The sequence below is a fragment of the Pseudovibrio sp. FO-BEG1 genome (genome assembly GCF_000236645.1).
Taxonomy (GTDB): domain Bacteria; phylum Pseudomonadota; class Alphaproteobacteria; order Rhizobiales; family Stappiaceae; genus Pseudovibrio.
Genome location: NC_016642.1, coordinates 1802069 through 1828421, shown reverse-complemented (window position 1 = coordinate 1828421; position 26353 = coordinate 1802069). Strand labels below are relative to the sequence as shown.

Genomic DNA, 26353 nt, shown 5'->3' with positions numbered 1-26353 from the left:
CAATATGGCAGACGCCCTTATATTCGATCATGTTCGCACCCCACGCGGGCGCGGCAAGAAAGACGGCTCCTTGCATGAAGTTTCGACAGCGCGCCTTGCAGCGAACGCTCTTGAAGCCATCAGAGACCGTAATGAGCTTGACACCAAGCTTGTAGACGACGTTGTGCTTGGCTGTGTTGACCCAGTGGGTGATGCAGGTTCTGACATTGCACGTGCAGCTGTCTTCGCAGCAGATTATGACCGCTCTGTTCCTGGTATGCAGATCAACCGTTTCTGTGCATCCGGTCTTGATGCGGTGAACATGGGTGCTTCTCAGGTCATGTCCGGCCAGAACCAGCTGGTTGTTGCTGGTGGTGTTGAAGCGATGAGCCGCGTTGGCCTTGGTGCTTCTGGTGGTCCATGGCCTGCTGACCCGCAGGTGGCTATTCCTGCCTACTTCATGCCTCAGGGCGTTTCCGCTGACCTGATCTCCACCAAGTACGGTTTCAACCGTGATGATGTGGATGCTTATGCAGTTGAGAGCCAGAAGCGCGCGAAGAAGGCTTGGGACGAAGGTCGTTTCAAGAATTCTGTTGTGCCTGTACGTGACATCAACGGTCTGACCATTCTGGACCATGACGAGCACATGCGTCCACAAACAGACATGCAGTCTCTAGCTGGTCTGAACCCATCTTTTGAGATGATGGGCAATATGGGCGGCTTCAACGCTGTTGGCATTCAGGCTCACCCTGAAATCGAAAAAATCAACCACATGCACCACGCTGGTAACTCCTCCGGTATCGTTGATGGTGCAGCTGCTGTGTTGATGGGTACGAAAGAAGCTGGTGATGCGATTGGCCTTAAAGCCCGTGCACGTATCAAAGCTTTTGCCAATATCGGTTCTGACCCTGCCCTGATGCTGACCGGTCCGGTTGATGTGACTGAGAAGCTTTTGAAAAACGCAGGCATGGAAATCGGCGATATCGACCTGTTTGAGCTGAACGAAGCGTTTGCTTCTGTTGTTCTGCGCTACATGCAGGCCTTTGAAATTGACCACTCCATTATGAACGTGAATGGCGGTGCGATTGCGATGGGTCACCCACTGGGTGCGACCGGCGCAATGATCCTTGGCACAGTTCTGGATGAGCTGGAGCGTCAGGACAAGAACACGGCTCTTGTAACTCTTTGTATTGGTGCAGGCATGGGTACTGCGACCATCATCGAGCGCGTTTAAGGGGGGAGAACGACAATGACATACACACACTTTACCCTTGAAACCGATGCAGACGGCTTTGCAGTTCTGAAATGGGACTCGCCTGAAAAGCCGATGAACGTGTTTGACGAGTCCGTCATCAACGAGCTGGACAAAGTCATCGACGACATCACTGCTGATGACGCCATCAAGGGTGTTGTTGTTGCTTCCGGCAAGAAAGCATTCTCCGCAGGTGCTGACCTTTCCATGATCGGCAAGGCTCTTGGTGATTACAAGAAGCGCCAGAGCGTTGATCCTGAAGGTGCAGCGAAAGAACTGTTTGAAGGCACTCGTAAGCTTTCACTCGTGTTCCGCAAAATGGAAACCTCCGGCAAGCCATATGTGGCTGCAATCAACGGTGTTTCCATGGGTGGCGGCACCGAGCTGGCTCTGGCTTGTCATAAGCGTATCGGCGCTGAAGAAAGCCTGAAGATGGCTCTGCCTGAAGTTAAGGTGGGGCTGTTCCCAGGTGCCGGTGGTACGCAGCGCGTGATGCGCATGGTGCCTGATCTTCAAGGTGGCCTGCAGTTCCTGCTAATGGGTCAGAACCTTGATGCCAAGAAGGCTCTACGCCTGAAGCTGATTGACGACGTTGCGCCTGAAGCTGAGCTTGTTGATGCTGCCAAGAAGATGCTTGCTGAAGGCGTTGACCCTGTTGCGCCTTGGGACAAGAAGGGCTTCAAGATCCCTACCGGTAAGGTTTACTCCCCATCCGGTATGCAGTTCTGGCCAGCAGCGAACGCGATCTACCGTCAGAACACCTATGACAACTATCCGGGCGCACGCTACATGCTGCACTCTGTTGTCGAAGGTCTGATGGTTCCATTCGACACTGGTCTGACCATCGAGAGCCGCTACTTTGCGCATGTTCTGCAGAGCAAGGAAGCTGCTGCTATGGTTCGCTCCCTGTTTGGTTCCATGCAGGAGCTGAACAAAGGCGCACGCCGTCCAGCAGGCGTTCCGGAAAGCAACCTTAAAAAGGTTGGTGTTCTTGGTGCAGGCATGATGGGCGCAGGCATTGCCTATGTGACAGCAAAAGCTGGCCTTGAAGTTGTTCTGATCGACCAGTCTCAGGAAGCTGCAGACAAGGGTAAGTCCTACTCTTCAGACCTGATGGACAAGGCTATCAAGCGTAAGAAATCTACGCCTGAGAAGAAAGAGAAGCTGCTCAGCCTGATCACCGCGACCACCGATTACAGCGCGCTGTCTGACGTGGATCTGGTTATTGAAGCTGTGTTTGAAGACCGTGAAGTGAAGCGCGTTGTGACCGAGCAAGCAGAAGCAGCGATGCCAGCTTCCGCGATCTACGCGTCCAACACCTCTACGCTTCCGATCACTTCTCTGGCAGAAGCTTCTTCTCGTCCTGCAGACTTCATCGGCATTCACTTCTTCTCCCCAGTGGACAAGATGATGCTTGTTGAGATCATTCTGGGTGAGAAGACCGAGGACAAGGCAACTGCTGTTGCTCTGGACTACGTGAAAGCAATCAAGAAGACCCCGATTGTTGTGAATGACAGCCGTGGCTTCTACACCTCTCGCGTTGTTGGCACCTACGTTCGCGAAGGCATCATGATGCTTTCCGATGGTGTTCCGGCAGCGATGATTGAGAACGCTGGCAAGATGGCAGGCATGCCTGTTGGTCCGCTGTCTCTGGGTGATGAAGTTGCTCTGGACCTTGCCTGGAAGATTAAGGAAGCTACCAAGAAAGACCTTGGTGATGCGTATCCATCCAGCGGGTTCGATGAGATCCTTGATGCGATGGTTGTGAAGCATGAGCGTCATGGCCGTAAGAACACCAAGGGCTTCTACGACTACAAAGGCAAAGACAAGGCTCTGTGGCCTGGTATTACCGAGATCACCGGCCCAGCGAAGTCCGCTGATGAGTTTAACGTTGAAGAATTGAAGGACCGTCTGCTTGGCATTCAGGCTCTTGAAACCGCACGCGTGTTTGAAGAGAACTGCCTGACAGACGTTCGTGAAGCAGACGTTGGCTCCATCCTTGGCTTCGGCTTTGCGCCGTTCTCCGGTGGTACGCTGTCCTACATCGACGGCATCGGCACCAAAGAGTTCGTAGAGCGCTGTGACAAGCTGGCTGCCAAGTGGGGCGACCGCTTCGCACCAAACAAACAGCTGCGCGCAATGGCAGAAGCTGGTGAGACTTACTACGGTAAGTTCTCCCCTGCAGAGGCTGTGGCAGAAGCTGCTGAGTAATACAGACCCGGCTGGGCTTTGCGGCTCAGCCCTCTGGTCTAAGTTTGAAGCGCCGGTGGGAGACATCTCACCGGCGTTTTCATTGGGAGAGCTCTCGTTGCCCGCTTTGGGCTTTAAGAAGTGTTTACGGCATCGGGGCGGTGTTCATGAGTTCTTTCATGCCGCGTTTAACTTGCTCTTCTATTTTGCTGAGGAGGAAGGTTGTTTTCATAACGCAGGCATGATGCCCCATGGCCGAGATTGTTCTCATCGTATTTTGCCTTGTGATCGGGATTGTTCTGCGGCTCACCAAAGCGCTTCCTGACACAGCAACGAAGGTGTTTGGCGGCTGGGTCATCTACGTTGCGCTACCTGCCATGGCCATCAAGAATGTGCATGGGGTTACCGTTTCAGCTGATTGGTGGTTTGCAGCTGCTACTCCGTGGATCGGTGTGGGCTTCGCAATCCTGTTTTTTGTTCCCATTGGCAAGTACTTCAAATGGTCGTGGCAGAGGATTGGCGCGCTTCTGCTGGTTGCCGGATGGGCCAACACCAGCTTTGTCGGCCTGCCGATGATCTCAGCCTTAGCGGGTAGCCAGTATCTTGGCGTCGGGCTGGTGATCGACCTCTTCGGTTCTTACCTTGCCCTCTCCATTCTCGGGATCAGCATTGCCACCGTTGCCAGTGCCGGCGCTTTTGAACTGCCAGTAATCGTAGGGCGCATTCTCACGTTCCCCCCGTTTTGGGCGATCATTGTTGCCCTTGCGACCAACCATCTGGGGCGTCCGATCTGGGTTGATGATGTGGTCGGCACGCTGGCCGACACACTAACGCCGATGGCTCTTGCAGCTGTTGGCTTTGCCCTGAGATTTGAGCACTTAAAAGGGCGATGGGCTCCTATAGGCCTCGCCCTCGCCTTCAGCCTGGTTCTGGCGCCGTTGTTCTTGTATCTGGTTTATGCAGGCCTTGGACAGCTGGAGAACAACATCGCCCGCATCGCCCTTCTGGAAATGGCAATGCCCCCCATGCTGGGCGCAAGCCTGATCGCCCTGCAGTACAACCTGGAAAGCGAACTGGTCGCCGCCACAATAGGCGTCGGCGTCCCCCTCTCCCTAGCCACAGCAAGCCTCTGGTGGTTCTTTGTATTTGCGGGATAGGGCGGGATTACTGTTTGAAGAGAATGAGCTTACCTGTGCTAATCAGTTGTCAGACTTCAGTTTGAAGCACTAGCGGGTTTGGTCTCAGCGGCATTTTCTGTGGCATCTGAAGCGGTAAACGGCTTCAGTAGCTCAAAAAGATAGTTGATATTTTCCTCTGTTAAGTCTGTAGCAGATGCCTCTAAGTGCTCACATGCTTCGGCGCCTTCTTCTTCGCATTCTACAAAGACCTCAGGTGCAGGTTGCCATTCTTCGACGGCACCTTGCGCATCATTCTTGGAGCGAGTTTGTTCTTCCTCGCATCCAGCCGAGGAGCATTCTAACTGCTCAATTTTTTGCCGCTGTTGCTCATTGGCAGACACTAATCCTAATGTGCCGAGGAAAAGCAAACCAAAGCAACAAAACCTAGTTTTCATATTCTCTCTTTTCTTGCGAACAGTAAGCCTTTGATAGTCTTTATGTTTTCTAATTGGTGGGAGGTCTCTAAGCGGATACCTTGTGCCCCTCTACCCTCCACTCATACACCTTCTCCTCCTCCCTCTCCTCAACAAGCTTAAAGCCGTGGCGGAGGTAGAAGGGGTTGGCGCGGCTTTTGGGGAGGACGTCGAGGCGGATGGGTTTGGTTTGGGCGGTGGCTTGTTGCTTCAGGAGGGTGAGGATCTCTGCTCCAATGCCGCGGCCTTGTGCATTGGGGTGGAAGTAGAGGCGTTCCAGATAGAGGTGGTCTTGCTTGTCCCAAAGAACGTAGAAGCCCAGAACGTCATCGTTCTCGATGATCTTCCACGTGGTGGCAGGGTCGAAGCTGTCTTGGAAGTATTGCTGGTAGAGCTCATGGTCGAACATGCCATTGGCTTCCATATTGTCCTTCATGGCCAGATGGCGGATGTCTGCGAGCAGGTCAAAATCAGCTGCAGCCGCGGGTTCAATTTGCCATGAAGGCCGTTCTAAGAGAGCCTGCTGGTCACCGTTACAGCTCTCCAATTCGTTTTGTTTCATCATTCCCCACTTCATGATGAGATTACTCATGCGTCTTTGAATGCACGCTGATTTTGCAATGTGCTGAAGGACACTCGCTGGACTGCGCAAATCCTATACCAGTGGTTGAAGATAACAACCTAGCAAAGATCACGCGATGCCTATCAACACTCAGAGCATTACTAATGTTCAGGCCACACATCCGCTGCAGTCAGCAGCCGGTGTGCAGAACGTACAAAGCACCAACAAAGCCGTTGAAGTTGGACAATTCTGGAAAGGAAGCCTCAACTGGCAATCCGGGGCAACACCGCTGGAAGATAACTCGCATTTTCGCGAGAACCTGACCAACCAAGCTGCCTTGCTTCAGCCCACTGCGCACAGCTGCATGAACTGCAAGGAAGCCGTTTTGCTGATGGGCCTCAAGGCTTATGCTGATACGCCAGAGAGCAACAGGGTCATTCGCGAATTGGAAGACAATCTCAACTATGACATTGGCTACAATGAAATTCTGGATGAGGTTGTCGGGTATGACGAGAGCGAGCCTGCGACTTCATTTGAGGCTGGCGATGTTGTTTTCTTTTTTGCTGACACCCATGTGGCCCTTGGCGCAGAAGACGGCAAGGTGCTGAGCCTGTGGTTTGGGCCGAGCTCCTCCAGCAACCTACAAGAAGCGAGCCCGGAAGACCTCTTTCAGCTGACAAAGGAAAATCCAGAGGTCTACTATCAGGCTGCTAAAGGCTGGTTCAATGTGGAGTCAGGTGATCCTGAGATTGAGTTTCAGTTTCTGGATGTCAAATCTCAGCTGCAGGACGCTCTGGAAGCAAATGGCAGTCTCTCTCCAACCCAGAAGTATGAGTTCACAGCAAAAATCGACGGTTTACTTCGACAGGCGGGAGCTGATCCCAACAATGCCTGGGAGTTTATCACTGTAGCCAAACAGCCGCTGGAAGTGCTGGCCAAGTAAGGTTGTGGCTTACGCCACTTCCGCTGTGGCTATTCACTTCGGAGTGTACTCAAAGTAGTTGTTGACGCCTTCGGAGTGGGTCAGGTGGAAGCCGTGGTGCTGGTAGAAGGCGTTGGCGGGGCTGATGCGGAGGGCGTCGAGGCGGATGGGTTTGTTTTGCTTGTCCGCTTGTGCCTTGATCTGTTTCAGGAGTTTAGAGCCAATGCCATGCCCCTGTGCTTCAGGCAGCAGGTAGAACATATCCAGATACAGGTGATCCGGGTGGTTCAGGACCACATAGAAGCCGATGGTTTTGCCGTTTCGTTGGACTTTCAGCGTCTTTTCAGGTGCGAACTCGCTCAGGAACACCTCGCGGGCTTTGTCATGATGAAACAAGCCGTTGGCTTCTGCACTTTCCTTCATGGATGTGTAGCGAATGTGCTGGAGTTCTTCAAAGTCATCCTGAGAAGCTGTTTCGAGATAGAAGGCAGGTTCGGGCGTGAACTCATAAATGTTCTCGTAGCCCTCTGAATGGATCACAGAGAAGCCATGGGTCTGATAGAACTCATTTGACCGACTGATCCTGAGCGCATCAAGGCGTATTGGCTTACCTGCTTTCGTGGCAACCTCTTTCAGGTGATGAAGTACCTTCGAGCCAAACCCTCTCCCTTGCGCTGCCGGGCGCAGGAACAGCATGTCCAGATAGAAATGGTCTGGATAGGAGTGAAACGCATAGAAGCCCAGCAACTCCCCTTCTAACTCAATCTTCCACGTGGCGGCGGGTTTGAAGTCTTCGAAGAAATGGCTGCGGGCCAAGGGGTAGTTGGTGAGGCCGTTGGCGGCCCACTCGTCTTTCATGGCTTCGTGGCGCAGGTCGGCCAGTTGTTCGGCATCTTCGGGCTTTGCGCGCTTCAGGATGAACGTTGGTGTTCCCGGTTTGATGTGTTCCAGAGGGAGTTCGTAGTAGTTGTCGAACTCTTCACTATGAGTGTGCTGAAAGCCGTGGCGCTGGTAAAAGGCATTGGCTTTGCTCTGCTTGAGTGCACCAAGGCGGACAGGCTTTCCTTTTGCAAAAGCGTAGGCTTTAATTTGCGAGATTGCCTTTGCGCCAATGCCTCCCCCTAGGGCTCTTGGGTGGATGTAGAGGTGATCCAGCCAGATGTGATCAGGACGGGCTCGTAGCACATAGAACCCAATAGGCATTGCACCGCTGACGAGCTTGTAAGTTTGCTCAGGTTCGAACCCTTTGAGAAAGCGCTCCCGTGCTCTTTGCGGATCAAACCTGTCCAGCGCTTCAAGGCTTTCGCGCATGGCTTCTACGCGCAGGGCCGCCAGGTCTTCTGCATCTTGGGGCTCTGCTGCGTAGATTACAAACTCACTCATTCCTGCCTCCGCCGGTGAGGCTGAACAGGCCAGCCTCATTTGATTCCGATGGAGAGAAGGTATTGGATTACGGCTTAGATCTTCAACACAATCTTACCAACAGTGCGTTGGTTTCTCATGTCTTTCAGAGCAGGCCCTACATCTTCAAGACTGATCTGCCTGATCCTTGGTACAGAGATCTCGCCAGTTTCCAGAAGCTTTGAAAAGGCTGTGCCTGCTTTGACCAGATTTGCTTTGGCCTTTGGACCTGCGCGCAGACCTGATCCCAGACTGAGCTGGTGGAAACTAAGGCCTTTCAGGAATGCATTGTCATAGGCAGCAGGGCGCACGGTGCTGACGAGTTCAACCATCTCCCCTTCAAAGCCCAAACAGCTTGCAGCGGTAATGTCGTTGTCGCCTCCAACCGTATCAAGCGCTACATCAACGCCTTGCCGTCCGGTTTCTTCAAAAGCGATACCAATCACATCTTCCCAGCCGTAGTCGATCGCGCGGTTCGCACCGAGAGAATGCACGTAGTCGAGATTGCGCTCAGAACACGTCGCCAGAATTTTCTCTGTACCGAAGTGTTTGGCGATCTGGATGGCAAAGCCTCCCACACCACCTGAGCCGCCCATGACCAGCAGGGTATCGCGGTTTTCGATGTCCAGCTTATCCACGAGGGCGCGCCATGCAGTCCAGCCTGCGCATGGGGTTGCCGCGGCTATAACCGGGTCCACATCCGGGTGTCTGACGAGTGCCTCAGCATCGGTGACAGCAAATTCCGCAAATCCACCGTGGGGCTTGAACATGTTGCCGTGATACAGAACTGCATCGCCCACAGCCCAGTTTGTGACACCCTCACCGACCTGTTCGATGATGCCGGACACATCCAGACCGGGCACCCAGTTGTCACTCATATCGTGAGCAGCGGCGCACCATTTGTTGATCTTTGCATCGACCGGATTGAGGCCGGTGGCAATCACCTTTATCAGCACTTCCCCTTGTGCCGGGGTGGGCTTTTCCACGTCAGCCAGCACAAACTCGTCGGTCTCTTTGTGGTAGGTCACAGCTTTCATGGGCTATCCTATGGTCTTCTTTGCCAGCCTTTGGGCACGTGCAGTTAGCGCTCCGGCGGCCATCCTCTTGTTTTGGAGGTACTGTAAGGAAGACGCACTTAAAGGAAAGACCGATTACTGCGTATATGGAATGGAATAGAAAATTTGGCATCGCCCCATATGAAAGAGTAGGTTGGGTGCCTATATAGGGATCAAAGCATTGTAAAGCAGTTTGGTATTACCCTGTCCTTTGCCTGGGTTTTACGTCCACTGCCCTTTTTGAGCACGGCTATTGCGGAGATTTTGATGTCAAACGATAAGTTCAACCGTTTTCTTGGAGACACGCCGGGACGCGTGCTCATTCGGCTGATTTTTCTATCTTTGATTGTCGGGATTGTGCTGTCTGCGCTGGACTTTTCGCCGCTGACCCTGATCTACTCCGTGCAGGATTTCTTTATCCGGATCTGGAATATGGGTTTCTCAGCTATTGAGCGCTTTGGCTCCTACTTCTTCCTTGGAGCCATTGTGGTAGTGCCGCTGTGGTTTATCTCGCGGCTGATGAACTGGCGCGGACGATAACCGCGCCTGCTCTTAACTTACTGCATGCAGATATTGTGAATGTTGACGGACAGGTTGTCGAAGATCTCCGGATCTTCGCTAGTATTGCCGATCAGAACAGCCACTTCCAATGCTGCCAGAACAAAGTCCGACTTCACCAGAGCTTCTTCTGAGGACCAGTTGCCGCTGTATTCCAACAGGTCTGCGAGCCATACACGGGCACGGCGGGCAAAGGTTGCTGCAAGCTCCTGCAGGTCTTCAGGCAGTTCTTCGTCCTTATCGCCCAGCACTGCGGACAGGAATAGTTCGCCACCGTCTGCCATGCCAGCCTGGAAAGCTGCGATGTAAGTGTCCAGTGCTCTGCGGAAGTGAAGCGTCTGTGTGGAAGGATCACCAAGGATCTGCAGGAAGCGGTCGATGTATCTTTGCAGAACAGCACGCTCTACCCCATTGACTGAGGAGAACATTTCAGAAATGTCCTGTTCGCTGGTTCCGGTGGAACTGGCAAGCTGATCAACATCCAAGCCCAACAGTCCGCTTTCCCGGATCATGTAATCCGCAGTATCCAGTACAACGCTTCTATTGGTGACCACAACACCCATATGTGTCTCCTAGCCTTCCGAGGCATTTTATTTGCACTTTACGGAGGGGATACTGCGCATTTTTCATAAAATGGCAAGACACATTTACCTATTCAGTTCTTAAAGGTGGAATTTTATATTTTACTAAAATTTTATATAAAAAGGACTTGTTTTTGAATTATAAGTACTTCGCTGCCACGCGGTACAGGTTTGAGTGCCGGTTAACCAATAGTCTAAGATTATACGAATAACCGCCTCCCAGCACACCTGCAAGTGGAAGACCTTCATTCCTTACCAGTTTAAAGACCAGTTCCTCCCGTTTTCGCAGCCCTTCATCGGACAGGGCAAGGCGGCCTAAACGGTCGTCATGGTGAGGGTCAACACCGGCATTGAAGAACACCAGATCAGCTTTGAACGTGGTGAGAACGCGCTTGAGGGTGTCTTCCAGAATTGACAAGTACTCGTCGTCCTCCATGCCATCTTCCAGCGGCACATCCAGCGTGGAGGACTTCTTTCGGACGGGGTAGTTCTTCTCTGAATGGAGTGAGAGGGTGAAGACGCTGGTGTCGTGGGCGAAGATATCGGCAGTGCCATCCCCCTGATGCACATCCAGATCGATGATCAGTACGCGGCGGACCATTCGCATGGCCTGCACTGCCCTCACCGCGACTGCAACATCGTTGAAGACGCAAAAGCCAGCCCCCTGCGCAATGCGGGCGTGGTGAGAGCCTCCGGCGGTGTTGCAGGCCACGCCATGTTCCAGCGCCAGCATGGCCGTCAGCAAGGATCCACCGGTCGCACACTGAGCACGGAAGGAGACGCTCTCAGTCATGGGAAAGCCGATTTCGCGGACAATGGCGTGCGGTACTGTGCAGCTCAGCACCTGATCCACATACTCCCTTGCATGAACCCGGAGCAGATCATCGCGTGAGATTGGGGCTGGCTCATGGAAGTCATAGAGTGCGCCCTGCGGATCTGTCTCTTTCAGCCACCGTGCGACCTCGGCATACTTTCTCATGGGGAACCGATGGTCCTCCGGAATGTCCGCTGTGTAGGCGGGATGATGCACAATTGGTAGTCTCACGAGAGCAACACCTTCTCTGTTTCAAGCCAATCTAACTGATCTCTCAAGATTATAAATATGGACAAAAACAGAACAAACCAATATGAGCATAGAGACTTCAATTTCCCCAAGCCCATTTGAGCTGCTAGCTCGCATTGCTCTCGTGCGTTTAAAGGTTTCTCCGTGTCTACAAGTTTCAAAGTGACAAACCGCTCTTTCCTTGCGCTCGCTGTCCCGATGACCCTGGCGTATATCTCCACTCCATTGCTGGGGCTGGTTGATACTGCAGTGATCGGGCAGCTGCATGATGCTGCTTTGTTGGGTGGTTTGGCTGTGGGCACGATCCTGTTTGATGTGATCGGCGCATTCTTTTATTTCCTGCGCGCGGGCACTACGGGTCTGGCGGCACAAGCCCTTGGCGCCAGCAATGGCAATGAGATGCGGGCTGTGTTGGCACGTGCATTGTTGTTGGGGTTGATTGGCGGTGTGATTGTTATCTTCCTGCAATGGCCGATCCTGAGTTTCGGTCTGCCGATCATTGGCGGTACGGAAGCGGTTCAGGAAGCTGCAGCGACCTATTTTGCGATCCGTGCGTTCTCTGCTCCGTTTGTGCTTGCCAACTACTCCATCCTTGGCTGGTATCTTGGACTGAGCAAAGCGGGCATTGGGCTGCTTATTCAAACTTTCCTGAATGTCACCAATATGGTGCTTTCTGTGGTGTTTGTGCTTGGGTTCAACTGGGGCATTCCGGGTGTTGCCGTTGCGACCTTCATTGCGGAGATGCTGACCTTCTGTTTGGGGCTTTACCTGATCAAGCGTGAGCTGAACGGCGCGCCGCTGCCGACATTCTCTCAGATTATCATCTGGGAAAAGCTCAAGCCGATGCTGGCGTTGAACCGGGATATCATGATCCGGTCCATGGTGATGCTGTTTGCCTTTGGTTTCTTCACATCACGCAGTGCAGCTCAAGGCGAAGTGGTGCTGGCAGCGAATGCGGTTCTGGAGAAGTTCATTCTGGTTGCTGCGTTCTTTTTGGATGGTACGGCATCAGCTGCCGAACAGGTGGTTGGGCAAGCGATTGGCGCCAAGCAGCGTACGGCCTTCCGCAAGGCTCTACGGCTTTCCATCGGCTGGGGCTTTGGGCTTTCCTTTGGCGCAGCAATGGTGCTGTGGCTGACTGGGGGTGTCGTCATTGATCTGCTCACCACCCACGCGGAAGTACGAGAAACAGCGCGGACCTTTATGTTCTGGGCCGTCCTGACGCCAATCATCGGCACTCTGGCCTTCCAGATGGACGGGATTTTCATTGGCGCAACGTGGTCTCAGGACATGCGGAACTCTGTGGTGGTTTCAACCATACTGTTCCTTGCCAGCTACTATCTGCTGTTTCCGGTCTATGGAAACGACGGGCTCTGGTTCTCGTTACTGGTGTTCTTCGGTGCACGTGGATTGACGCTGAGCTATCTGTGCATCGTGCGTGAGCGGCAATATTTTGGCGCTCTGAAGCCAGCTTCCAGTAGGGCTGGCTGATCACAAAATCAAAAGGCGAAGCTACTGATACGCGCCTCGCCTAGTGTCTACTAGTCGAGCGTTTTGTCTGCCCAGATGTCGTTGTCGATACCGACCAGCTCCTGCAGGTTGGAAACACCTCGGGCTGCGACTAAACGAGAGAGATGCTGATTGATCTTCTTCACCAACGTCTGCCCCTCATACACCATGCCGGAATACAGCTGGATCTGGTTAGCCCCTGCAAAGATCTTCGCAGCCGCTTTTTCTGGCGTATCAACTCCACCAACACCAAAGAGCGGCAGGTCGGGCCCTACAGCGCGTCTGGTCTTAGCCAAAGCGATGGTTGCGCGTTCGAACAATGGGGCGCCTGACAGACCGCCTGCTTCCTTTGCCTGCTGCTGATCCTTGAGCGTGGATGGGCGGGCGATGGTGGTGTTGGAGACAATCATGCCATCGACCTTGTTGGCCATGACAACCTCAGCGATCTCCTTGAGCGCCTCTTCCGTGACATCCGGTGCGATCTTCAGCATGACCGGGACTTTGCGACCCAGACGATCTTCCTGCTCGTCACGTGCATTGACGATGGCGGAGAGTAGGTGCGCAAGAGCATCCTTTTCCTGTAGGTCTCGCAGACCCGGTGTGTTTGGAGAGGAGATGTTGGCCGTCAGGTAGTCTGCCAATTCAGCAAAACGCTTTACACCAAGCACATAATCGGCGACGCGATCCTCAGAGAGCTTGTTGGCTCCTACGTTGATGCCCAGAACTCCCGGCGTGCGACCAGCCTTGCGGATGCGCTCGTAAACCACATCGTGGCCGTCATTGTTAAAGCCATAGCGGTTGATCACGGCGCGGTCTGCGCTGAGGCGGAAATTCCTAGGCTTTGGATTGCCTTCCTGCGGCAGCGGGGTCACCGTACCCACTTCAACATGCCCGAAGCCGAGCTTCATGAGCGGCGCGATGGCTTCCGCGTTCTTATCAAACCCTGCTGCCATGCCGACTGGGTTCTTGAAGGCCAGATCACCGAGCTTGTACTCAAGTGCTTTATTCTCGATCTGGCCGAACGTTGGTGCCAGGCCAGAGGCAAGCATCTTGATGGTTGCGTTGTGTGAGGTCTCAGGATCCAAGCAATGCAGTGCCCGAATGCCTACTTTGTTGATCAGGTTTTCAATCGACATTTAAAGCTCCGGAAACTCGTGATTGCCTTCAGCGTCCAATGGCAATGGTTTGACCCACTTGGCCTTGGAGACAGGAAACTCGCCGTAGAGGTGCGGAAAGAGTGTGCCGCCTCGGGAAGCTTCCCACTTCATTTCATTTTCCGGGAAGTCTTCGCTCTCAACGGCAATCAGCAGCAAGTCGGTTTGTCCCGCAAAGTACAGTGCAGCGGTTTCTTTCACGGTCTCGGCGCTGGAGAAGTGGATGTAACCATCAGCCAGATCGATCGGAGCACCCGCAAAGATACCGGCGGCTTCAGCTTCCTGCCAAAGCGCCTTGGGGGCGATCTTGAATATGAGGGACATGGGAATTGCCTTTCAGGAGAGACGTCTACTCAACTGAAGCCATGCTCATACATCCACAAATCGGTGGCTGGCAACCCCTCTCTTTCGACTAGTGCTTGCAATAGGATTTTATTCACCACATACAAGATTTCTAAGAGGTGCAGAACAAGGCTGTTTTTCCAGCAAATCTGCAAGGTTTATGTCTGGTTGCTTCTGCTGTTGGAGGATGAATGTTAGATCACGAGCACCTTTGGGCAGCGCTTGATAAAGTGGCTGAGCGGCACCAGCTGACGCCCTCTGGTCTTGCACGCCGTGCAGGACTCGATCCGACCTCCTTCAATCCTTCCAAGCGCTTTGCTGCTGATGGGCGCCCACGCTGGCCGTCAACAGAGTCGCTTGCCAAGGTGCTGGAAGTCACTCAAATGACATTCGTGGACTTTGCCGGATTGCAGCAAGATAAAACAGAGATCTCTGGTACACATTTCCGGTCATTCCCAGCGTATTTATGCACGAGTGATGAGTTGCGAGAGGTGGATCTTGAGGATCTCTCGGGTTTTCAGCTAGATAAATTCTGCGATAGCTTCATTTTTCCCAGTTCTCAGAGTGAGAAATTCTTCGCACTGGAAGTTTCGAGTAATAGTTTTGAACCATACTACAGGGAAGGACAAATACTCATCGTCTCTCCCGAGAGCTCTTTGCGGCGAAATGATCATGCATTGATAGCGACTAAAACCGGAGATTTACATTGCGGCCCGTTGCAACGGCAAACGAACGAACGCATTGAATTTCGACGGAACAACCCGGATGACACTTCAAGGGTTGTTCAAGTTGCGGATCTGGTCTGGACAGCAAGGGTTTTGTGGGTGAGCCAATAAGCAGACAGGGTGCTTATGCGGATTACCAAGACCACGTGTTTTCTTTTTGGAGTGGCGCTTCTTGGCGTCGGGTTTTATGCGCTTATTGAGCACAATGCAGAAACCGCTCTGCGTGGAAACGCCCGCACTCTCTATCGCCCTTCCTCTTTCCCGGTTGAGCATAAGCCAAGCGCTGAAGAAAAGCAGAAAGAGCTCGCTGCTCTGGAAGCTGCCCGCCTTGCTGCTGAAGCCAAAATTCCCAAAACACCGCCTAAACATCCTGATGGACTGCGCAATGTGGGTGGCACACGCACGCCTCCTCCTGCGGTGACAGCTACTCTACAACGTGTTGCTCATGTCAAAGTACCGCGCAAGTCCAAGCAGCCTCCTCCGAAAGAACTGGTGCTCTATCGCCCTGTTGCGGTGGATGGGGCAACATTGAGCGATAAAAAGAAACGGATTTCGCTTCATCACGTCCAAGCTGTTCCTCTCAGCACAACATGCCCCAGTGAAGATGGTGAAAGATGGCCTTGCGGGATCAGAGCACGGACGGCTTTGCGTGCTTTCATCCGCCAGAAGCGTGTCACCTGCTCTGATATGAAGCCCATGCAAGGGGATGACTATGCTGCAACCTGCAACGTGGGCAAACATGATCTTGCCACTTGGCTGATTGAGAATGGCTGGGCAAAGGCTGAGCGAGATGCCCCAGAGGCCCTGAAAGACGTTGCTGCGAAGGCGCGGCGGACTGAACAGGGTATCTGGCGTTCCAAGCTTGTGCAGCTGAGTGATGATGAGTCAGCCACATTGGTGAACTCATGGGAGGAGCTTGCGGACGATAGCACCTCCGAGACACCACTGGTGATGGAAGGGGAACCTGCCATCATCTGGCGTCCACGCGAAGACGTTACTGCGGAGACCTCTGCAACGGAATAATTCATTTTTTACAGGGCCTTGGAGAACAAAAGTATAATGTCAGGGTTTTGGAGTACACTTAAACGAGAAGCCTGTTTTCTGGCAGGTGCTGCAACCACAGCCTTTTTCTTTTTGGCTGGGGCGGACCTATTGCAGCCGTCTGCTGGTTTAATCGTACAGATGTTCTGCTTTGTATGGCTCTTTGGGGTTATGCTGTGGTGTGCCTTTGGCGTGGTGCGTCATGCAGACTGTCTGGCCGTTATTTTGGGGGAACCCTACGGGACACTGATCCTGACCCTGTCGGTGATCGGCATTGAGGTATCGCTGATTGTCTCCATCATGCTAACAGGTGGCACCAATGAGCCTCTGGCACGGGATACGATGCTGGCGGTGCTCAACATCGTGCTAAATGGCATGGTGGGCATCAGCCTACTGCTGGGCGGCCTCAAGTATGGAGAACAGCCCTTCAACACCACGGGTGCCCGCTCCTTCCTTTCAGTTCTCATTCCTCTTGCAACGTTTTCTCTGATCCTTCCCCGTTACACCACTTCCACCGCAGACCCTTCCCTTTCCACTGGACAACAGATTTCCTTCGCGGTGATGATCAGCCTGCTTTATGCAGTGTTCCTTGCGACGCAGAGTATCCGGCATAAGTCCTTCTTCATTCAGCCTAAACCGCACTCCGGTGTAGCTCTGTCGTTTCTGATGGCGAAGGATGAAGTGGAGGATGATAAGCACGCTCATGATGAGGATGACCATCATCATGATCTGGAGATTTACTCCACCGGCTATCATGCGATGTTCCTGATCCTGACCATGTTGCCGATTGTGCTGCTTTCCAAGAAGTTCGCGGTTTTGGTGGACTTTGGCATCGCCAGCTTCCACATGCCTGCGGCCTTTGGTGGTGTTCTTGTGGCGCTTCTGGTTTTGACGCCAGAAGGGCTTGGCAGCTTCCGTGCGGCGTTGGCCAACAGGCTACAGCGCTCCGTCAACATCTGTCTGGGCTCGGCTCTGGCAACCATCGGGCTGACAGTCCCGGCAGTTTTGATCGCAGCCGGGATCTTTGACATTCACATTGTGCTGGGTGTGAAGGACACAGATATGATCCTACTGCTCCTGACACTGATCCTGAGCATGATCACATTCACAGGGACCCGAACGAACGCCCTACAGGGCGCTGTCCATCTGGTTCTGTTTGTCTTCTACTTCATCCTCATCTTCCAGCCCTAGGAGGCCGCGCTCAAGAAGATCAGCGACCATGTGGTCTACCCAGATCTGGTTCCCCAGCGATGTCGCGTGCACGCCGTCCTCGCAAAAGGCAGCGCTGGTGATCTGAGGTATAGCTGCCATGGAGATGGCTCCACGCTCGAAGCAGAGCTGAGTACCGACACGGTTGATCATCTGACGGCGCGGCTCCAGAACACCTGCCAGCGCTTTTGAGAGGGCTGGCACATAGGTGGGGGACATGAGGTTGGGCCAGTAGAGGCGCGCATTCGGATACTTAGTGCGCAGCGCGTAGATCAACTCGCCAAAGCCCTTCTTCCAAGCACGACCGGATTTGAAGTTCTTTAGATCATTGAAGCCGATACTGATGCAAACGTGGGTGTAGTCAGCATCCGGAAGGTTCGGCACCACAACATCCCTCAGCTGTGCTGATGTTGCAGAGTTGTTGCCTGCTGCCCGCCATTTAATGGGCTGACCGCTGATTTCTGAGAGTTTGGTGGCCAGCTTGTAAGTCAGGCCATTTGTGGTGTGGTCTAGGCCAACACCTGCAACGGAGGAATCTCCAACGACAAGCAGATTTATCTGTTTGCCCTGCCCGGCGATTTCGCCGGATTGCGGACCGGGAGCAGGTGCAAAACGCACGGAGTTGGCGCGTGCGCGCAAACCTTCAACAATATAGACGGGTAAAAGTGCCCAAGTAAGCCAGCTGGGAAAAGACATAAAAAAGCCCCCTCGTTTGAGGGGGCTAATTCATCACGCTGCAAGCTCTCCTGCAAGTGCTTTTGCAATCAAACTACGGGTTTCTGGAATACCGTAGAGAGCGATGAAGGATCCGAAGCGAGGACCTTTCTCCTGACCCAGAAGTACCTGATAAATCGCGGAGAAGAAGGTCTGCGCTACACCCGGGCGACCATCTGGTCCCGGCTTGGCTGTGTTCTGGTAACGCTCAATATTACGACCAATGTCGTAAATTGCGTTCTGGATATCGCCGCCATCGGTATCAGCAGGCAAACCAGCCAGAACTTCGTCCAGCTTAGTCAGCATTTCTGTTTCAACTTCATCCGCAGCTTTGAACTTCTTCGTTGGTTTCACGAAGTCATCGTAATAGCGGATTGCGTAACCAACCAGCTCATCCAGCATCTTATGCGTTTCAGCCGAAGAACCCGGTGCGTAGCGGGAGATGAACGCCCATAGCACGTCCTTGTTTTCTGCGTTGGATGCAGAAACGAGGTTGAGCAGCATCGCGAAGGAGATTGGCATTTCTTCCTTCGGTGGGTTGCCGTAGTGGATGTGCCACACAGGGTTCATCAGCTTTTGCGCTGCTTCCATGCTGTCGAACTTGGACAGGAAGGTGCAATACTCGTCAACCGCTTTCGGGATCACATCAAAGTACAGCTTCTTCGCAGTCTTTGGCTTCTGGAAGTTGAACAGGGACAGGCTTTCCTGAGAGGCGTACTGAAGCCACTCTTCCATGGTCAGACCGTTGCCCTTGGACTTGGAGATCTTCTGACCTTTGTCATCCAGGAAGAGCTCATAGTTGAAGCCTTCCGGAGCAGGACCGCCCAGAGCCTTACAGATCTTGCCAGACAGGTTCACACTGTCGATCAGGTCTTTACCAGCCATCTCATAGTCGATGCCCAGTGCGTACCAACGCAGAGCCCAGTCAGCTTTCCACTGACATTTGACGTTGCCGCCGGTCACCGGTACTTCAACGCGCTCTTCCGTTTCCGGGTCAATGTAGGTCACAGTGCCTTTTTCGACATTGCGGTCCACCATTGGCACCTGCAGCACAATACCTGTGCGCGGGCAGACTGGCAGGAACGGAGAATACGTCGCCTGACGCTCTTCACCCAGAGTTGGGAGAATGATCGCCATGATCTTGTCGTAGACTTCCAGCATGCGCAGGAGCGCTTTATCGAATACACCAGAGGTGTAGTATTCAGTGGAAGACGCGAATTCGTATTCGAAGCCGAATTTGTCCAGAAACGCCATCAGTTTCGCGTTGTTTGATTGAGCGAACCCATCAAACTCACCAAATGGATCCGGCACGCGTGTCAGCGGCTTACCAAGATACTCTGCCAACATTTCTTGATTAGGCACGTTGGTTGGCACTTTGCGGAAGCCATCCATATCATCTGAGAAGCAGATCAGCTTGGTCGGGATCTTGTCTTGTGTGAGCAAACGAAAGGCGGTGCGCACCATGGTGGTGCGGGCAACTTCGCCAAAGGTGCCCATGTGAGGCAGACCAGATGGACCATAGCCGGTCTCGAACAAGACCGGCCCGGTCTTGGGTTTCTTCTCCAACCGTTTGACCAGTTTGCGTGCTTCTTCAAACGGCCAGGCTTTAGATACCTGTGCCGCCTCGATAAGTTCTGGGCTGAGATCGAGTTGAGGCAAACTGTTCGTAGACATGGATTTTGAGATCCGTATTTGGAGATTAAATTGTAACTGAGTTTCGCTTTCACCAGCTCAATTAGATGCCGGAAAGCTGCGCGAACTTATGTAAAACTAGCGCCCACGTCAATGACAGTTCTCGGGTTTTCGGCTGTAACCCCTTGTATGTGTCAGGAAGCCAACTTACCTTTGCAGTCATTAACCGCTGCCGGACGATTTGGCGAAGCGAAAAACTAAAGCAAACCAAGAGGCAAAGCTTTTTGCTTTGGGGAGATATGGGTACAATAGATAGATTACTGAGCGTAGAAGAAGCTCTCATTCATGTGATGGTGATGGTTTCTGCCGCTGATAGCGCGATGAGCGATGCTGAGCTACGTCAGCTTGGCGATATTGTGGGCATTCTCCCTGTCTTCAAAGACTTTGATGACAATGACCTGATCAAGATCACCCAGCAGTGCGCTGAGCGTCTTTCCGGCGAAAATGGCATGAACGCAACATTGGCGCTTGTGGCAGAGTCTTTGCCAACCAAATTGCATGACACGGCTTATGCGCTTGGTGTTGAAATTGCAGCGGCTGACCTTCGTGTAAGCCCGGAAGAAGTGCGTATGCTGCAGTTGCTACGCGACCACCTGAAGCTAGACAAGCTAACCATCGCCGCCATTGAGCGCGGTGCACAGGCACGTTTCCGTACTCAGTAAGCCAAGATTGTTATGGAAGGCGGGCGGTAAGGCTGCCCGCAAGTCCTCCCTCGCCCTGAGGGAGTGATGCAGACAGAGCCTTAATGCACTGTCTTAACCATATCCGGCAAGTCTAACGAGAACGCCGGAATTTTCACCGCAAAGAACTCGCCTTTGTCCGTTTGCATGCGGTAGTTGCCCGTCATGATACCTGAGGAGGTGTTGAGAGGGCAGCCGGATGTGTATTGGAATGAGCCACCGGGCTCAATGATTGGCTCTTCTCCAACGACCCCTGCCCCGTTGACTTCCTGCGTATGACCATTGGCATCAATGATATGCCAGTGACGTGAGCGCAGCTGCACGGTTTCGGAGCTGAAGTTTTCAATCGAGACCGTATAGGCCCAGAAGAACTGCTCATCTTCAGGAGTAGACTCCTCAGCAAGATAATACGGCTCCACAGTGATCTGTATATTTCGGGTAACGGCACGATACATAGCACAACCCATATTTCAGGAAAATTCCGCTGCAATTACAACAGCAGTACGCATCCTATTTTTAATAAGTCTAGCCTTTTCACCCCGATCTTCGCAAGAGCAACGATCTTACACCGAGGGATCTGGGTGGTTCAAAACCATATGCCTGACCATGAAAACGCGAGAAATGGCCGAAAGTGTGCAAATCGCAGCAAAAGTCCACGCAACCCATGAGAAGTAAGTGGGAAACAGGCAAAATGCGACGAAGACGCCAATGGTTTCAAAGCCTTCAGCCAGCCCTCCCAGATAATAGAAGGACTTCTTACCGCGCAATGTGGTCTGCATACCCAGCTTTTGTGCCAGAGTGGCAAATGCAAGAAATGTGGAACCGTTAATGTAAAAGCTGAAAAGTAGCGCGGCTGCGGCCAGGGCATTCTGTTCAGGAGCGACAAACGCGAAGGCGAGCGGGATGGCTCCGTAAAAGATGAAGTCGAATGTGATGTCGTAAAACCCGCCGAGATTAGTGGATCCGGCTGCACGAGCGATTGCACCATCCAACCCATCGGCGAAGCGATTAAGCAGAATGAACAGCAGTGCAGTATAGAACTGACCAGCAGCCACCGCCGCAGCTGCAGCAAGACCAAAGCCGAGGCCAACCAAAGTTACAGCATTTGCCGTAATCCCTAGATCTGCCAGTGCTTTTCCCATTCTGTTGAGTGGGGGATCTATATAGCCGCGGAGTTTTGCATCAAACATATCGTATCCTATCAGATATGCTTTTCGTCTTAGGCCTTTTTTGCGCAGGTGCCTATATTAGCAAACCCGCAATCCACACGCGCTGCGATCAAGATTACTTCAACACGACTTGATCACAAATGCAGCAGCGGCAATCCTTTGAAGGGAAAGAAGCTCCGCTGCAAAGACCTGAGAGTACATCAGCCCTTCTTGCGGTCCTTTCGGATGCGCTCCAGCTCGCTAAGCAGTTCAACCTTCAGATCTTTGAGTTCGTGCAAAACGTGGCGTGTTTCTTCGTGCACGTTGATACGGTCTTCCTCAAGATCCTTATCGTGTTCCTGCTGCATTGCTGCAACGATTATACCGATGAACAGGTTCAACACCGTGAAGGCCGTGCACAGGATGAAGGGAATGAAGAACATCCACGCATTCGGGAAGACTTCCATCACCGGACGCACAATGCCCATACTCCAGCTTTCCAGCGTCATGATCTGGAACAAGGAATAGGCCGAAGCGCCGATGGAGCCAAACCATTCCGGAAACACTGCGCCGTATAGCCGTGTCGCCATGACGGAGAAGACATAGAACACGAGACCCATCAGCAGAACGATGGAACCCATGCCCGGCAGAGCAAGGATAAGGCCTCCGATAACGCTTCTGAGCGATGGGACCACGGAGATCAGGCGTAAGATCCTGAGAATTCGCAGGGAACGCAGGATGGTTGCCGGGCCGGTTGCCGGCACAAGCGCAATGGAAATGATGAAGAAATCGAAGAGATTCCAAGGACCTTTGAAGAAACTTGGGCCAAACGCGATGATACGCAGGGTCAGCTCTACGACGAAAATTGCGAGGATCAACTCATCCAGAAACCGCAGGATCATGCCGTAATTCGCAATCAGCGACATGCTTGTATCCAACCCCAGGATAATAGCATTCAACGCGATTATACTAATAATTGTGTATTCCCATTGGCGGCTTTCAATGATGGATCGTAACTTCGCCCGCATTTCGACACTTGACCTCACAATACGTATTTGGGCCCAGCCTAAGTATTTATCTGATGGTTTCAAGTTGAAAGGGGCCTGCAAAATAATGGCGCGCAGAGATGAAGAAATCGCCAAGAACTAGAGGTAGTAAAGGTGAAACAACACCACCAAATTTAGCTTATAGTTTTCATGGGGTTGCTCGTTTCCACAAGACCTTACACAAATTTGTTCAAATTCTGTAGATATTGCAACAGCACCCCGCCCAGAGGCTGATGCTTTGAGAAATATGAGAGGGTTGGTATGAAAGATGTCGTTTTAACCTCGATAACGTGGCATTGAGACCGCCGCTTGTTTTGACAACCGGCGGTCGTATCTTTGCGCTTAAGTCATTTCGACTTTCTGTTTGTGGCTGGCCTTACGGTTGCGTCTCAGCTTTGCCACATCCTGCCGCAGTGTTCTGAGTTCTTTCATGATCTCACTGGCTTCCATGCGCACGTAGTGATGGTGTTCTTCCATCTCCTTTTCATGCTCCTCCTCCATGGCTGCCACGATGACACCAATAAACAGGTTCAGCACAGTCAGGGCCGTGGTGAGGATGAAGGGGATGAAGAACATCCAGGCATTTGGATAAACATCCATGACCGGGCGCACAATCGCGTCACTCCAGCCTTCCAACGTCATGATCTGGAACAGTGAATAGGCTGAAGCGCCGATTGTGCCGAACCATTCGGGGAAAGTCTCGCCATAGAGCTGCGTGGCCATGACGGAGAAGACATAATAGACGAGAGACAGGAGCAGCATAATTGAGCCCATGCCGGGCAATGCCAGAACCAGCCCTCCGATTACGCGTCTGAGTGATGGCACAACTGAGATCAGGCGCAGGATACGTAGGATCCTGAGTGAGCGCAGTATGGCAGCTGGGCCGGTGGTTGGAACAAGAGCAATGCTTACGATTATGAAATCAAAGAGATTCCAGGCTCCTCGAAAGAACCGTAAGCCATATGCATATACGCGAAGAGATATCTCAACCACGTAAATGCCCACTACGATGTCATCCAATGTGCGGAGAATTGGGCCGTAATGTTGTTGAACAGTCTGGCTGGTTTCTATCCCTAGTGTTATCGCATTCAACGCGATAATGGATATGATTGTGTACTCCCAAGCCTTACTTTCGATGATCGCACGAAGTTTTTCTCGCATCGTCCATATACCCAGAACATTACGTTAGGGAAGGTCAATTAAAACTCCGAAACCAGATGTTTTTTATGTTCTTGCAATGTGAAACTTATCAGGACAGCAAACAGCAGATTACTCAGTGAGATAAAAATGTAGTTCACTCTTAGGTATCTGCACGGTTTTGGCTCTGGTTGAACGTCAAAAGTATTCGTGTTTTCGCTGGGAAGTCGTAGTCACCGTGTTTACTGTTAAGCTGAAACCTAGTGGAGGAAACCCCATGGTCAGAACCGTTAAAGACGACATCACCCGGTTTGTTATTGGGCAGGAGCCAGTGTTTCAGCAGGTGGTTCAGGAGCTGCAGCAAGGCCGTAAGACCAGTCACTGGATCTGGTTCATCTTCCCGCAACTTCGAAAGCTTGGGCGCTCCTCAACAGCCCACTTTTATGGGATTGAAAACCTTGATGAAGCACGACGGTATCTTGCCTATCCCCTCCTCGCCTCACGTTTGCGCGGGTGTTGCCAGTTGTTGCTTCGGCAATCCGACCTTACCTCCCGCCAGATCCTTGGAGAGATTGACAGCATGAAAGTGCGCAGCTGTGCCACCCTGTTTGCATATGCGGCAGATGATCCAACAGTGTTTCATCAGGTACTCACCCAGTTTTATGAGGGCCATCCCTGTGAGCTTACGGTCGATGCACTCGGTATCCCTTGGAAACCTTAGTCGCATCCGCTCAGCTAGACTCCTTCTGCATCCTTGATTTTTCCACGGTGCCGAACGATGCCGTGCTCAGTCTTACGCCAGTAATGCGGTTTGACGATGAACTCAAACAGGGCTTTGTAAGAGGCGATGCAGCCTAACACCCAGTAAAGCGGGATACTCGCAATCTCCCAGCTACGAGGCCTGAAACCCCGTTTTGCGCTGCCTTGAAGGACAGTCACGACAGTCCCCCCCAAACCGAATAGGAAGCAGAAGAGTGCGTAGATGCTGAAAGCATCGAAGGCTTGCAGACCGGATTGGTGGACACCCCAAAGGACTTTGGCAAACATCAATGCTGTCAGTGGAGCCGCCCAGAGACATAGCATTCCACCGAAGAAAGTCAGCAGAAGAAGAGCAAAGTTCTTTGCGCCCAGTTGCTTATAGGTCAATCGTGGGCTTCTGAGGTGAACGGCAAGCGTCTGTATCCAGCCTTTATGCCAACGGGTGCGTTGATGTAGCCATGCTTTGAGCGTGAGCGGCGCTTCCTCATAGGTGGAACTGTTCAAGGTACGCGTTCTGAAGCCCTGCCTGGCAAACCTGACGGCGAGATCTGCATCTTCAGTGACGTTGAAGGGATCCCATCCCCCGACTTTACGAAGCGCGCTGACGCGGAAATGGTTGGAGGTGCCACCCAGCGGGAGCAGTAGGTTCTTGCGCGAGAGGAACGGCAGGAAGACATCAAACAAAGCCGCATATTCAAAAGCAAACTGGCGCACGAGCCAGCCTTCTTTGGCGTGATCGATAGATAGTGCAGCTTGCAGGCAAGCGACGTCGTGTCCTTCCAACGCAAACTGGCAGATCGCTTTTTTAAGCTGCTGCGGTTCTGGACGGTCTTCTGCATCAAACACCGTGACAAACTCACCCTTTGTGGCAGCCAAACCAACAGAAAGTGCTCTTGGTTTGGTTTGAGGCTTGCCGGGAGGCAGGATGATCATCCGCATGGACTTGCGCAGAAGTTTGCGCAGGTTCTTTTGCGTGAGTTCATCATCCTGTTCCACCAGAAAGATAACATCGAGCGCCTCTTTTGGGTAATCCAATGCATCCAATGCATCAACCAGTTGGCGGCAAATAGCTGACTCTTTGTAAAGTGGGACCAGAACGGTGTAATGCGGCCACTTTTCAAGTTCTGGGACCACGAAATCCTGTTTGTCGGAGTAGGTGAAGAAGGAGGCAATCCTGAGCAATCCAATGGCTCCGAGAGAGAGCGTCAGCAGTATGAACAGGGCCCAATAGAATACATCAAATGCAAATCCAATTGTGCCGAGGAAGAAGATTGGCGAGACCGTGAGAAGCTTTCGCTGTGACGGCATGAAACGATGAACCGCTGACATGGAAAGATCGTCTTGCATCAAGGCGTTAGAGCTGGCTGTGGTGACGGTTAGGGCCTTTTGGTACCTGGGCGTTACCACGACAATTTTGCTGGTGGCTTCATCAAAGTATCCAAGCGCTCGCTCAAAGGCCTCCAACTGATGGCCGAGGGGAGCTGCGGCGAAGACAACTTTCTGGTTCAGGTCCAGTGCTGGTACAAACAGAATACCTTCTGTTTCAAAGGGTTTTAGCTTGTCAGAGATGGGAGCAATGGCAGAGAGGCTACCATCCGTAGCATAGCGGATGTTCATTTTGCCGGAGATGCCCCAATAAAACACGGAGGCATCCAGAAATCCTTGATCAATCAAATAGCTGCTGACGCATTTATCTTCGGTTGAGCATCGGGATTTTGCAAAATCAATCAAGGCATCAGAGCAGTTGCATTGTAGCAAGACATCTCGCTCTAAAGCATTGCGTAAACGCAGAAATTCCGGGACATAGCGTTCTTTGTCTGAGCTGCCTGAGATTTTCTGAACAACTGGTGATGTTCTTTGCGAATGAGAAGGAGCGTCCAGCGGTGTGATGGTCGTCATGCGGCTTCGTAGGGCTTGTCCGGCTTCGGCGGAGCGCATGCTGTCGATACGGCTGATGGAGAGCGCCAGAGAGCGCAGAGTGTTTGCCTGCTGTACTGACCTCGATGGCTCGTTACTCACTGAGTTATCAGAGTATTCCCGACT

26 protein-coding genes are annotated in these 26353 nt (G+C 52.5%); 11 read left to right on the top strand and 15 right to left on the bottom strand.

The features are described from left to right. Nucleotides 1-4 precede the first annotated feature (4 nt). The 3 genes from PSE_RS08390 (at nt 5) to PSE_RS08380 (ending at nt 4578) form a co-directional block, all read left to right on the top strand. Entirely contained in the window at nt 5-1213 is a 1209-nt protein-coding gene (locus PSE_RS08390) for an acetyl-CoA C-acetyltransferase (protein ID WP_008550053.1), read from the top strand. Between the two features lie 15 nt (nt 1214-1228). Next, on the top strand, nt 1229-3442 hold the full coding sequence (locus tag PSE_RS08385) for a 3-hydroxyacyl-CoA dehydrogenase NAD-binding domain-containing protein (protein ID WP_014284454.1): 2214 nt from the start codon (nt 1229-1231) through the stop codon (nt 3440-3442). Nucleotides 3443-3672: 230 nt separating this feature from the next. Next, a complete protein-coding gene (locus PSE_RS08380) occupies nt 3673-4578 on the top strand; it encodes an AEC family transporter (protein WP_014284452.1) in 906 nt (301 codons plus the stop codon). A gap of 56 nt (nt 4579-4634) precedes the next feature. Here the strand turns inward: PSE_RS08380 and PSE_RS08375 are convergent, their stop codons facing one another. Both PSE_RS08375 and PSE_RS08370 read right to left on the bottom strand, forming a co-directional pair. Beyond that, nucleotides 4635-4994: a hypothetical protein gene (locus PSE_RS08375; RefSeq protein ID WP_148266114.1), complete on the bottom strand. Its 360-nt coding sequence runs from the start codon at nt 4992-4994 to the stop codon at nt 4635-4637. Nucleotides 4995-5061: 67 nt separating this feature from the next. Then, a complete protein-coding gene (locus PSE_RS08370; protein ID WP_148266113.1) occupies nt 5062-5577 on the bottom strand; it encodes a GNAT family N-acetyltransferase in 516 nt (171 codons plus the stop codon). A 133-nt stretch (nt 5578-5710) separates the two neighbouring features. Here PSE_RS08370 and PSE_RS08365 point away from each other — a divergent pair, with 133 nt between their 5' ends. Then, a complete protein-coding gene (locus tag PSE_RS08365) occupies nt 5711-6517 on the top strand; it encodes a hypothetical protein (protein WP_014284449.1) in 807 nt (268 codons plus the stop codon). A 33-nt stretch (nt 6518-6550) separates the two neighbouring features. Here the strand turns inward: PSE_RS08365 and PSE_RS08360 are convergent, their stop codons facing one another. Continuing rightward, a complete protein-coding gene (locus PSE_RS08360) occupies nt 6551-7879 on the bottom strand; it encodes a GNAT family N-acetyltransferase (RefSeq protein WP_014284448.1) in 1329 nt (442 codons plus the stop codon). 74 nt (nt 7880-7953) lie between these two features. Further along, complete coding sequence (locus tag PSE_RS08355; protein WP_014284447.1) at nt 7954-8934, bottom strand: alcohol dehydrogenase catalytic domain-containing protein; 981 nt, start codon at nt 8932-8934, stop codon at nt 7954-7956. 285 nt (nt 8935-9219) lie between these two features. Between PSE_RS08355 and PSE_RS08350 the strand changes: the two genes are divergently transcribed. Then, the gene (locus PSE_RS08350) at nt 9220-9492 is read left to right on the top strand and encodes a DUF6460 domain-containing protein (RefSeq protein WP_008549654.1); all 273 of its coding nucleotides are present in this window, start codon (nt 9220-9222) and stop codon (nt 9490-9492) included. A 17-nt stretch (nt 9493-9509) separates the two neighbouring features. On the opposite strand, the gene PSE_RS08345 is transcribed toward PSE_RS08350, so the two are convergent. Further along, on the bottom strand, nt 9510-10073 hold the full coding sequence (locus PSE_RS08345; RefSeq protein ID WP_008549477.1) for a TetR/AcrR family transcriptional regulator: 564 nt from the start codon (nt 10071-10073) through the stop codon (nt 9510-9512). Between the two features lie 157 nt (nt 10074-10230). After that, on the bottom strand, nt 10231-11070 hold the full coding sequence (locus tag PSE_RS08340; protein WP_014284445.1) for a histone deacetylase: 840 nt from the start codon (nt 11068-11070) through the stop codon (nt 10231-10233). Nucleotides 11071-11316: 246 nt separating this feature from the next. On the opposite strand from PSE_RS08340, the gene PSE_RS08335 reads away from it, so the two are divergent. Continuing rightward, nucleotides 11317-12645: an MATE family efflux transporter gene (locus PSE_RS08335; RefSeq protein ID WP_014284443.1), complete on the top strand. Its 1329-nt coding sequence runs from the start codon at nt 11317-11319 to the stop codon at nt 12643-12645. Between the two features lie 50 nt (nt 12646-12695). Here PSE_RS08335 and PSE_RS08330 read toward each other — a convergent pair whose 3' ends face one another. Then, on the bottom strand, nt 12696-13799 hold the full coding sequence (locus tag PSE_RS08330; RefSeq protein ID WP_014284442.1) for a quinone-dependent dihydroorotate dehydrogenase: 1104 nt from the start codon (nt 13797-13799) through the stop codon (nt 12696-12698). Continuing rightward, entirely contained in the window at nt 13800-14141 is a 342-nt protein-coding gene (locus PSE_RS08325) for a DUF952 domain-containing protein (protein ID WP_014284441.1), read from the bottom strand. Nucleotides 14142-14350: 209 nt separating this feature from the next. Here PSE_RS08325 and PSE_RS08320 point away from each other — a divergent pair, with 209 nt between their 5' ends. Genes PSE_RS08320 through PSE_RS08310 form a run of 3 tightly spaced genes read left to right on the top strand, consistent with a single transcriptional unit; the run spans nt 14351 to nt 17116 of the window. Then, a complete protein-coding gene (locus tag PSE_RS08320) occupies nt 14351-14995 on the top strand; it encodes a helix-turn-helix transcriptional regulator (RefSeq protein WP_014284440.1) in 645 nt (214 codons plus the stop codon). Nucleotides 14996-15010: 15 nt separating this feature from the next. After that, on the top strand, nt 15011-15907 hold the full coding sequence (locus PSE_RS08315; protein WP_051125891.1) for a thermonuclease family protein: 897 nt from the start codon (nt 15011-15013) through the stop codon (nt 15905-15907). A gap of 36 nt (nt 15908-15943) precedes the next feature. Further along, nucleotides 15944-17116, top strand: coding sequence for a calcium:proton antiporter (locus PSE_RS08310; RefSeq protein WP_014284438.1), 1173 nt, complete (start codon nt 15944-15946; stop codon nt 17114-17116). Here the strand turns inward: PSE_RS08310 and PSE_RS08305 are convergent. Continuing rightward, the gene (locus PSE_RS08305; protein WP_051125890.1) at nt 17054-17830 is read right to left on the bottom strand and encodes an SGNH/GDSL hydrolase family protein; all 777 of its coding nucleotides are present in this window, start codon (nt 17828-17830) and stop codon (nt 17054-17056) included. The genes PSE_RS08310 and PSE_RS08305 overlap by 63 nt on opposite strands. Nucleotides 17831-17863: 33 nt before the next feature. Beyond that, nucleotides 17864-19522, bottom strand: coding sequence for a lysine--tRNA ligase (locus tag PSE_RS08300; RefSeq protein WP_014284437.1), 1659 nt, complete (start codon nt 19520-19522; stop codon nt 17864-17866). Between the two features lie 266 nt (nt 19523-19788). Between PSE_RS08300 and PSE_RS08295 the strand changes: the two genes are divergently transcribed. Continuing rightward, nucleotides 19789-20202 (top strand): tellurite resistance TerB family protein, encoded by a 414-nt coding sequence (locus tag PSE_RS08295; RefSeq protein ID WP_037037084.1) that lies wholly within the window; start codon nt 19789-19791, stop codon nt 20200-20202. A gap of 80 nt (nt 20203-20282) precedes the next feature. On the opposite strand, the gene apaG is transcribed toward PSE_RS08295, so the two are convergent. The 4 genes from apaG to PSE_RS08270 all read right to left on the bottom strand — a co-directional run bounded on the left by apaG (nt 20283) and on the right by PSE_RS08270 (nt 23575). Beyond that, nucleotides 20283-20675: a Co2+/Mg2+ efflux protein ApaG gene (gene apaG, locus PSE_RS08290; protein ID WP_050773922.1), complete on the bottom strand. Its 393-nt coding sequence runs from the start codon at nt 20673-20675 to the stop codon at nt 20283-20285. Nucleotides 20676-20783: 108 nt separating this feature from the next. Continuing rightward, nucleotides 20784-21410 (bottom strand): CDP-alcohol phosphatidyltransferase family protein, encoded by a 627-nt coding sequence (locus PSE_RS08285; protein WP_008549886.1) that lies wholly within the window; start codon nt 21408-21410, stop codon nt 20784-20786. A gap of 179 nt (nt 21411-21589) precedes the next feature. After that, the gene (locus PSE_RS08280) at nt 21590-22396 is read right to left on the bottom strand and encodes an ion transporter (RefSeq protein ID WP_083417076.1); all 807 of its coding nucleotides are present in this window, start codon (nt 22394-22396) and stop codon (nt 21590-21592) included. A gap of 360 nt (nt 22397-22756) precedes the next feature. Beyond that, nucleotides 22757-23575, bottom strand: a complete 819-nt coding sequence (locus tag PSE_RS08270; protein WP_008549589.1) for an ion transporter — start codon at nt 23573-23575, stop codon at nt 22757-22759. 253 nt (nt 23576-23828) lie between these two features. Between PSE_RS08270 and PSE_RS08265 the strand changes: the two genes are divergently transcribed. Next, complete coding sequence (locus PSE_RS08265; RefSeq protein WP_014284433.1) at nt 23829-24272, top strand: DUF1810 domain-containing protein; 444 nt, start codon at nt 23829-23831, stop codon at nt 24270-24272. 14 nt (nt 24273-24286) lie between these two features. Here PSE_RS08265 and PSE_RS08260 read toward each other — a convergent pair whose 3' ends face one another. Further along, the gene (locus tag PSE_RS08260) at nt 24287-26329 is read right to left on the bottom strand and encodes a glycosyltransferase family 2 protein (protein WP_014284432.1); all 2043 of its coding nucleotides are present in this window, start codon (nt 26327-26329) and stop codon (nt 24287-24289) included. Nucleotides 26330-26353 lie beyond the last annotated feature (24 nt).

Excerpts from the sequence above, each read along its gene's own strand:
- PSE_RS08390 (WP_008550053.1), top strand. The coding sequence starts at position 5 with ATGGCAGACGCCCTTATATTCGATCATGTTCGCACCCCACGCGGGCGC.
- PSE_RS08385 (WP_014284454.1), top strand. The coding sequence starts at position 1,229 with ATGACATACACACACTTTACCCTTGAAACCGATGCAGACGGCTTTGCA.
- PSE_RS08380 (WP_014284452.1), top strand. The coding sequence starts at position 3,673 with ATGGCCGAGATTGTTCTCATCGTATTTTGCCTTGTGATCGGGATTGTT.
- PSE_RS08375 (WP_148266114.1), bottom strand. The coding sequence starts at position 4,994 with ATGAAAACTAGGTTTTGTTGCTTTGGTTTGCTTTTCCTCGGCACATTA.
- PSE_RS08370 (WP_148266113.1), bottom strand. The coding sequence starts at position 5,577 with ATGATGAAACAAAACGAATTGGAGAGCTGTAACGGTGACCAGCAGGCT.
- PSE_RS08365 (WP_014284449.1), top strand. The coding sequence starts at position 5,711 with ATGCCTATCAACACTCAGAGCATTACTAATGTTCAGGCCACACATCCG.
- PSE_RS08360 (WP_014284448.1), bottom strand. The coding sequence starts at position 7,879 with ATGAGTGAGTTTGTAATCTACGCAGCAGAGCCCCAAGATGCAGAAGAC.
- PSE_RS08355 (WP_014284447.1), bottom strand. The coding sequence starts at position 8,934 with ATGAAAGCTGTGACCTACCACAAAGAGACCGACGAGTTTGTGCTGGCT.
- PSE_RS08350 (WP_008549654.1), top strand. The coding sequence starts at position 9,220 with ATGTCAAACGATAAGTTCAACCGTTTTCTTGGAGACACGCCGGGACGC.
- PSE_RS08345 (WP_008549477.1), bottom strand. The coding sequence starts at position 10,073 with ATGGGTGTTGTGGTCACCAATAGAAGCGTTGTACTGGATACTGCGGAT.
- PSE_RS08340 (WP_014284445.1), bottom strand. The coding sequence starts at position 11,070 with ATGAGAAAGTATGCCGAGGTCGCACGGTGGCTGAAAGAGACAGATCCG.
- PSE_RS08330 (WP_014284442.1), bottom strand. The coding sequence starts at position 13,799 with ATGTCGATTGAAAACCTGATCAACAAAGTAGGCATTCGGGCACTGCAT.
- PSE_RS08325 (WP_014284441.1), bottom strand. The coding sequence starts at position 14,141 with ATGTCCCTCATATTCAAGATCGCCCCCAAGGCGCTTTGGCAGGAAGCT.
- PSE_RS08320 (WP_014284440.1), top strand. The coding sequence starts at position 14,351 with ATGTTAGATCACGAGCACCTTTGGGCAGCGCTTGATAAAGTGGCTGAG.
- PSE_RS08315 (WP_051125891.1), top strand. The coding sequence starts at position 15,011 with ATGCGGATTACCAAGACCACGTGTTTTCTTTTTGGAGTGGCGCTTCTT.
- PSE_RS08310 (WP_014284438.1), top strand. The coding sequence starts at position 15,944 with ATGTCAGGGTTTTGGAGTACACTTAAACGAGAAGCCTGTTTTCTGGCA.
- PSE_RS08305 (WP_051125890.1), bottom strand. The coding sequence starts at position 17,830 with ATGTCTTTTCCCAGCTGGCTTACTTGGGCACTTTTACCCGTCTATATT.
- PSE_RS08300 (WP_014284437.1), bottom strand. The coding sequence starts at position 19,522 with ATGTCTACGAACAGTTTGCCTCAACTCGATCTCAGCCCAGAACTTATC.
- apaG (WP_050773922.1), bottom strand. The coding sequence starts at position 20,675 with ATGTATCGTGCCGTTACCCGAAATATACAGATCACTGTGGAGCCGTAT.
- PSE_RS08285 (WP_008549886.1), bottom strand. The coding sequence starts at position 21,410 with ATGTTTGATGCAAAACTCCGCGGCTATATAGATCCCCCACTCAACAGA.
- PSE_RS08280 (WP_083417076.1), bottom strand. The coding sequence starts at position 22,396 with ATGCGGGCGAAGTTACGATCCATCATTGAAAGCCGCCAATGGGAATAC.
- PSE_RS08270 (WP_008549589.1), bottom strand. The coding sequence starts at position 23,575 with ATGCGAGAAAAACTTCGTGCGATCATCGAAAGTAAGGCTTGGGAGTAC.
- PSE_RS08265 (WP_014284433.1), top strand. The coding sequence starts at position 23,829 with ATGGTCAGAACCGTTAAAGACGACATCACCCGGTTTGTTATTGGGCAG.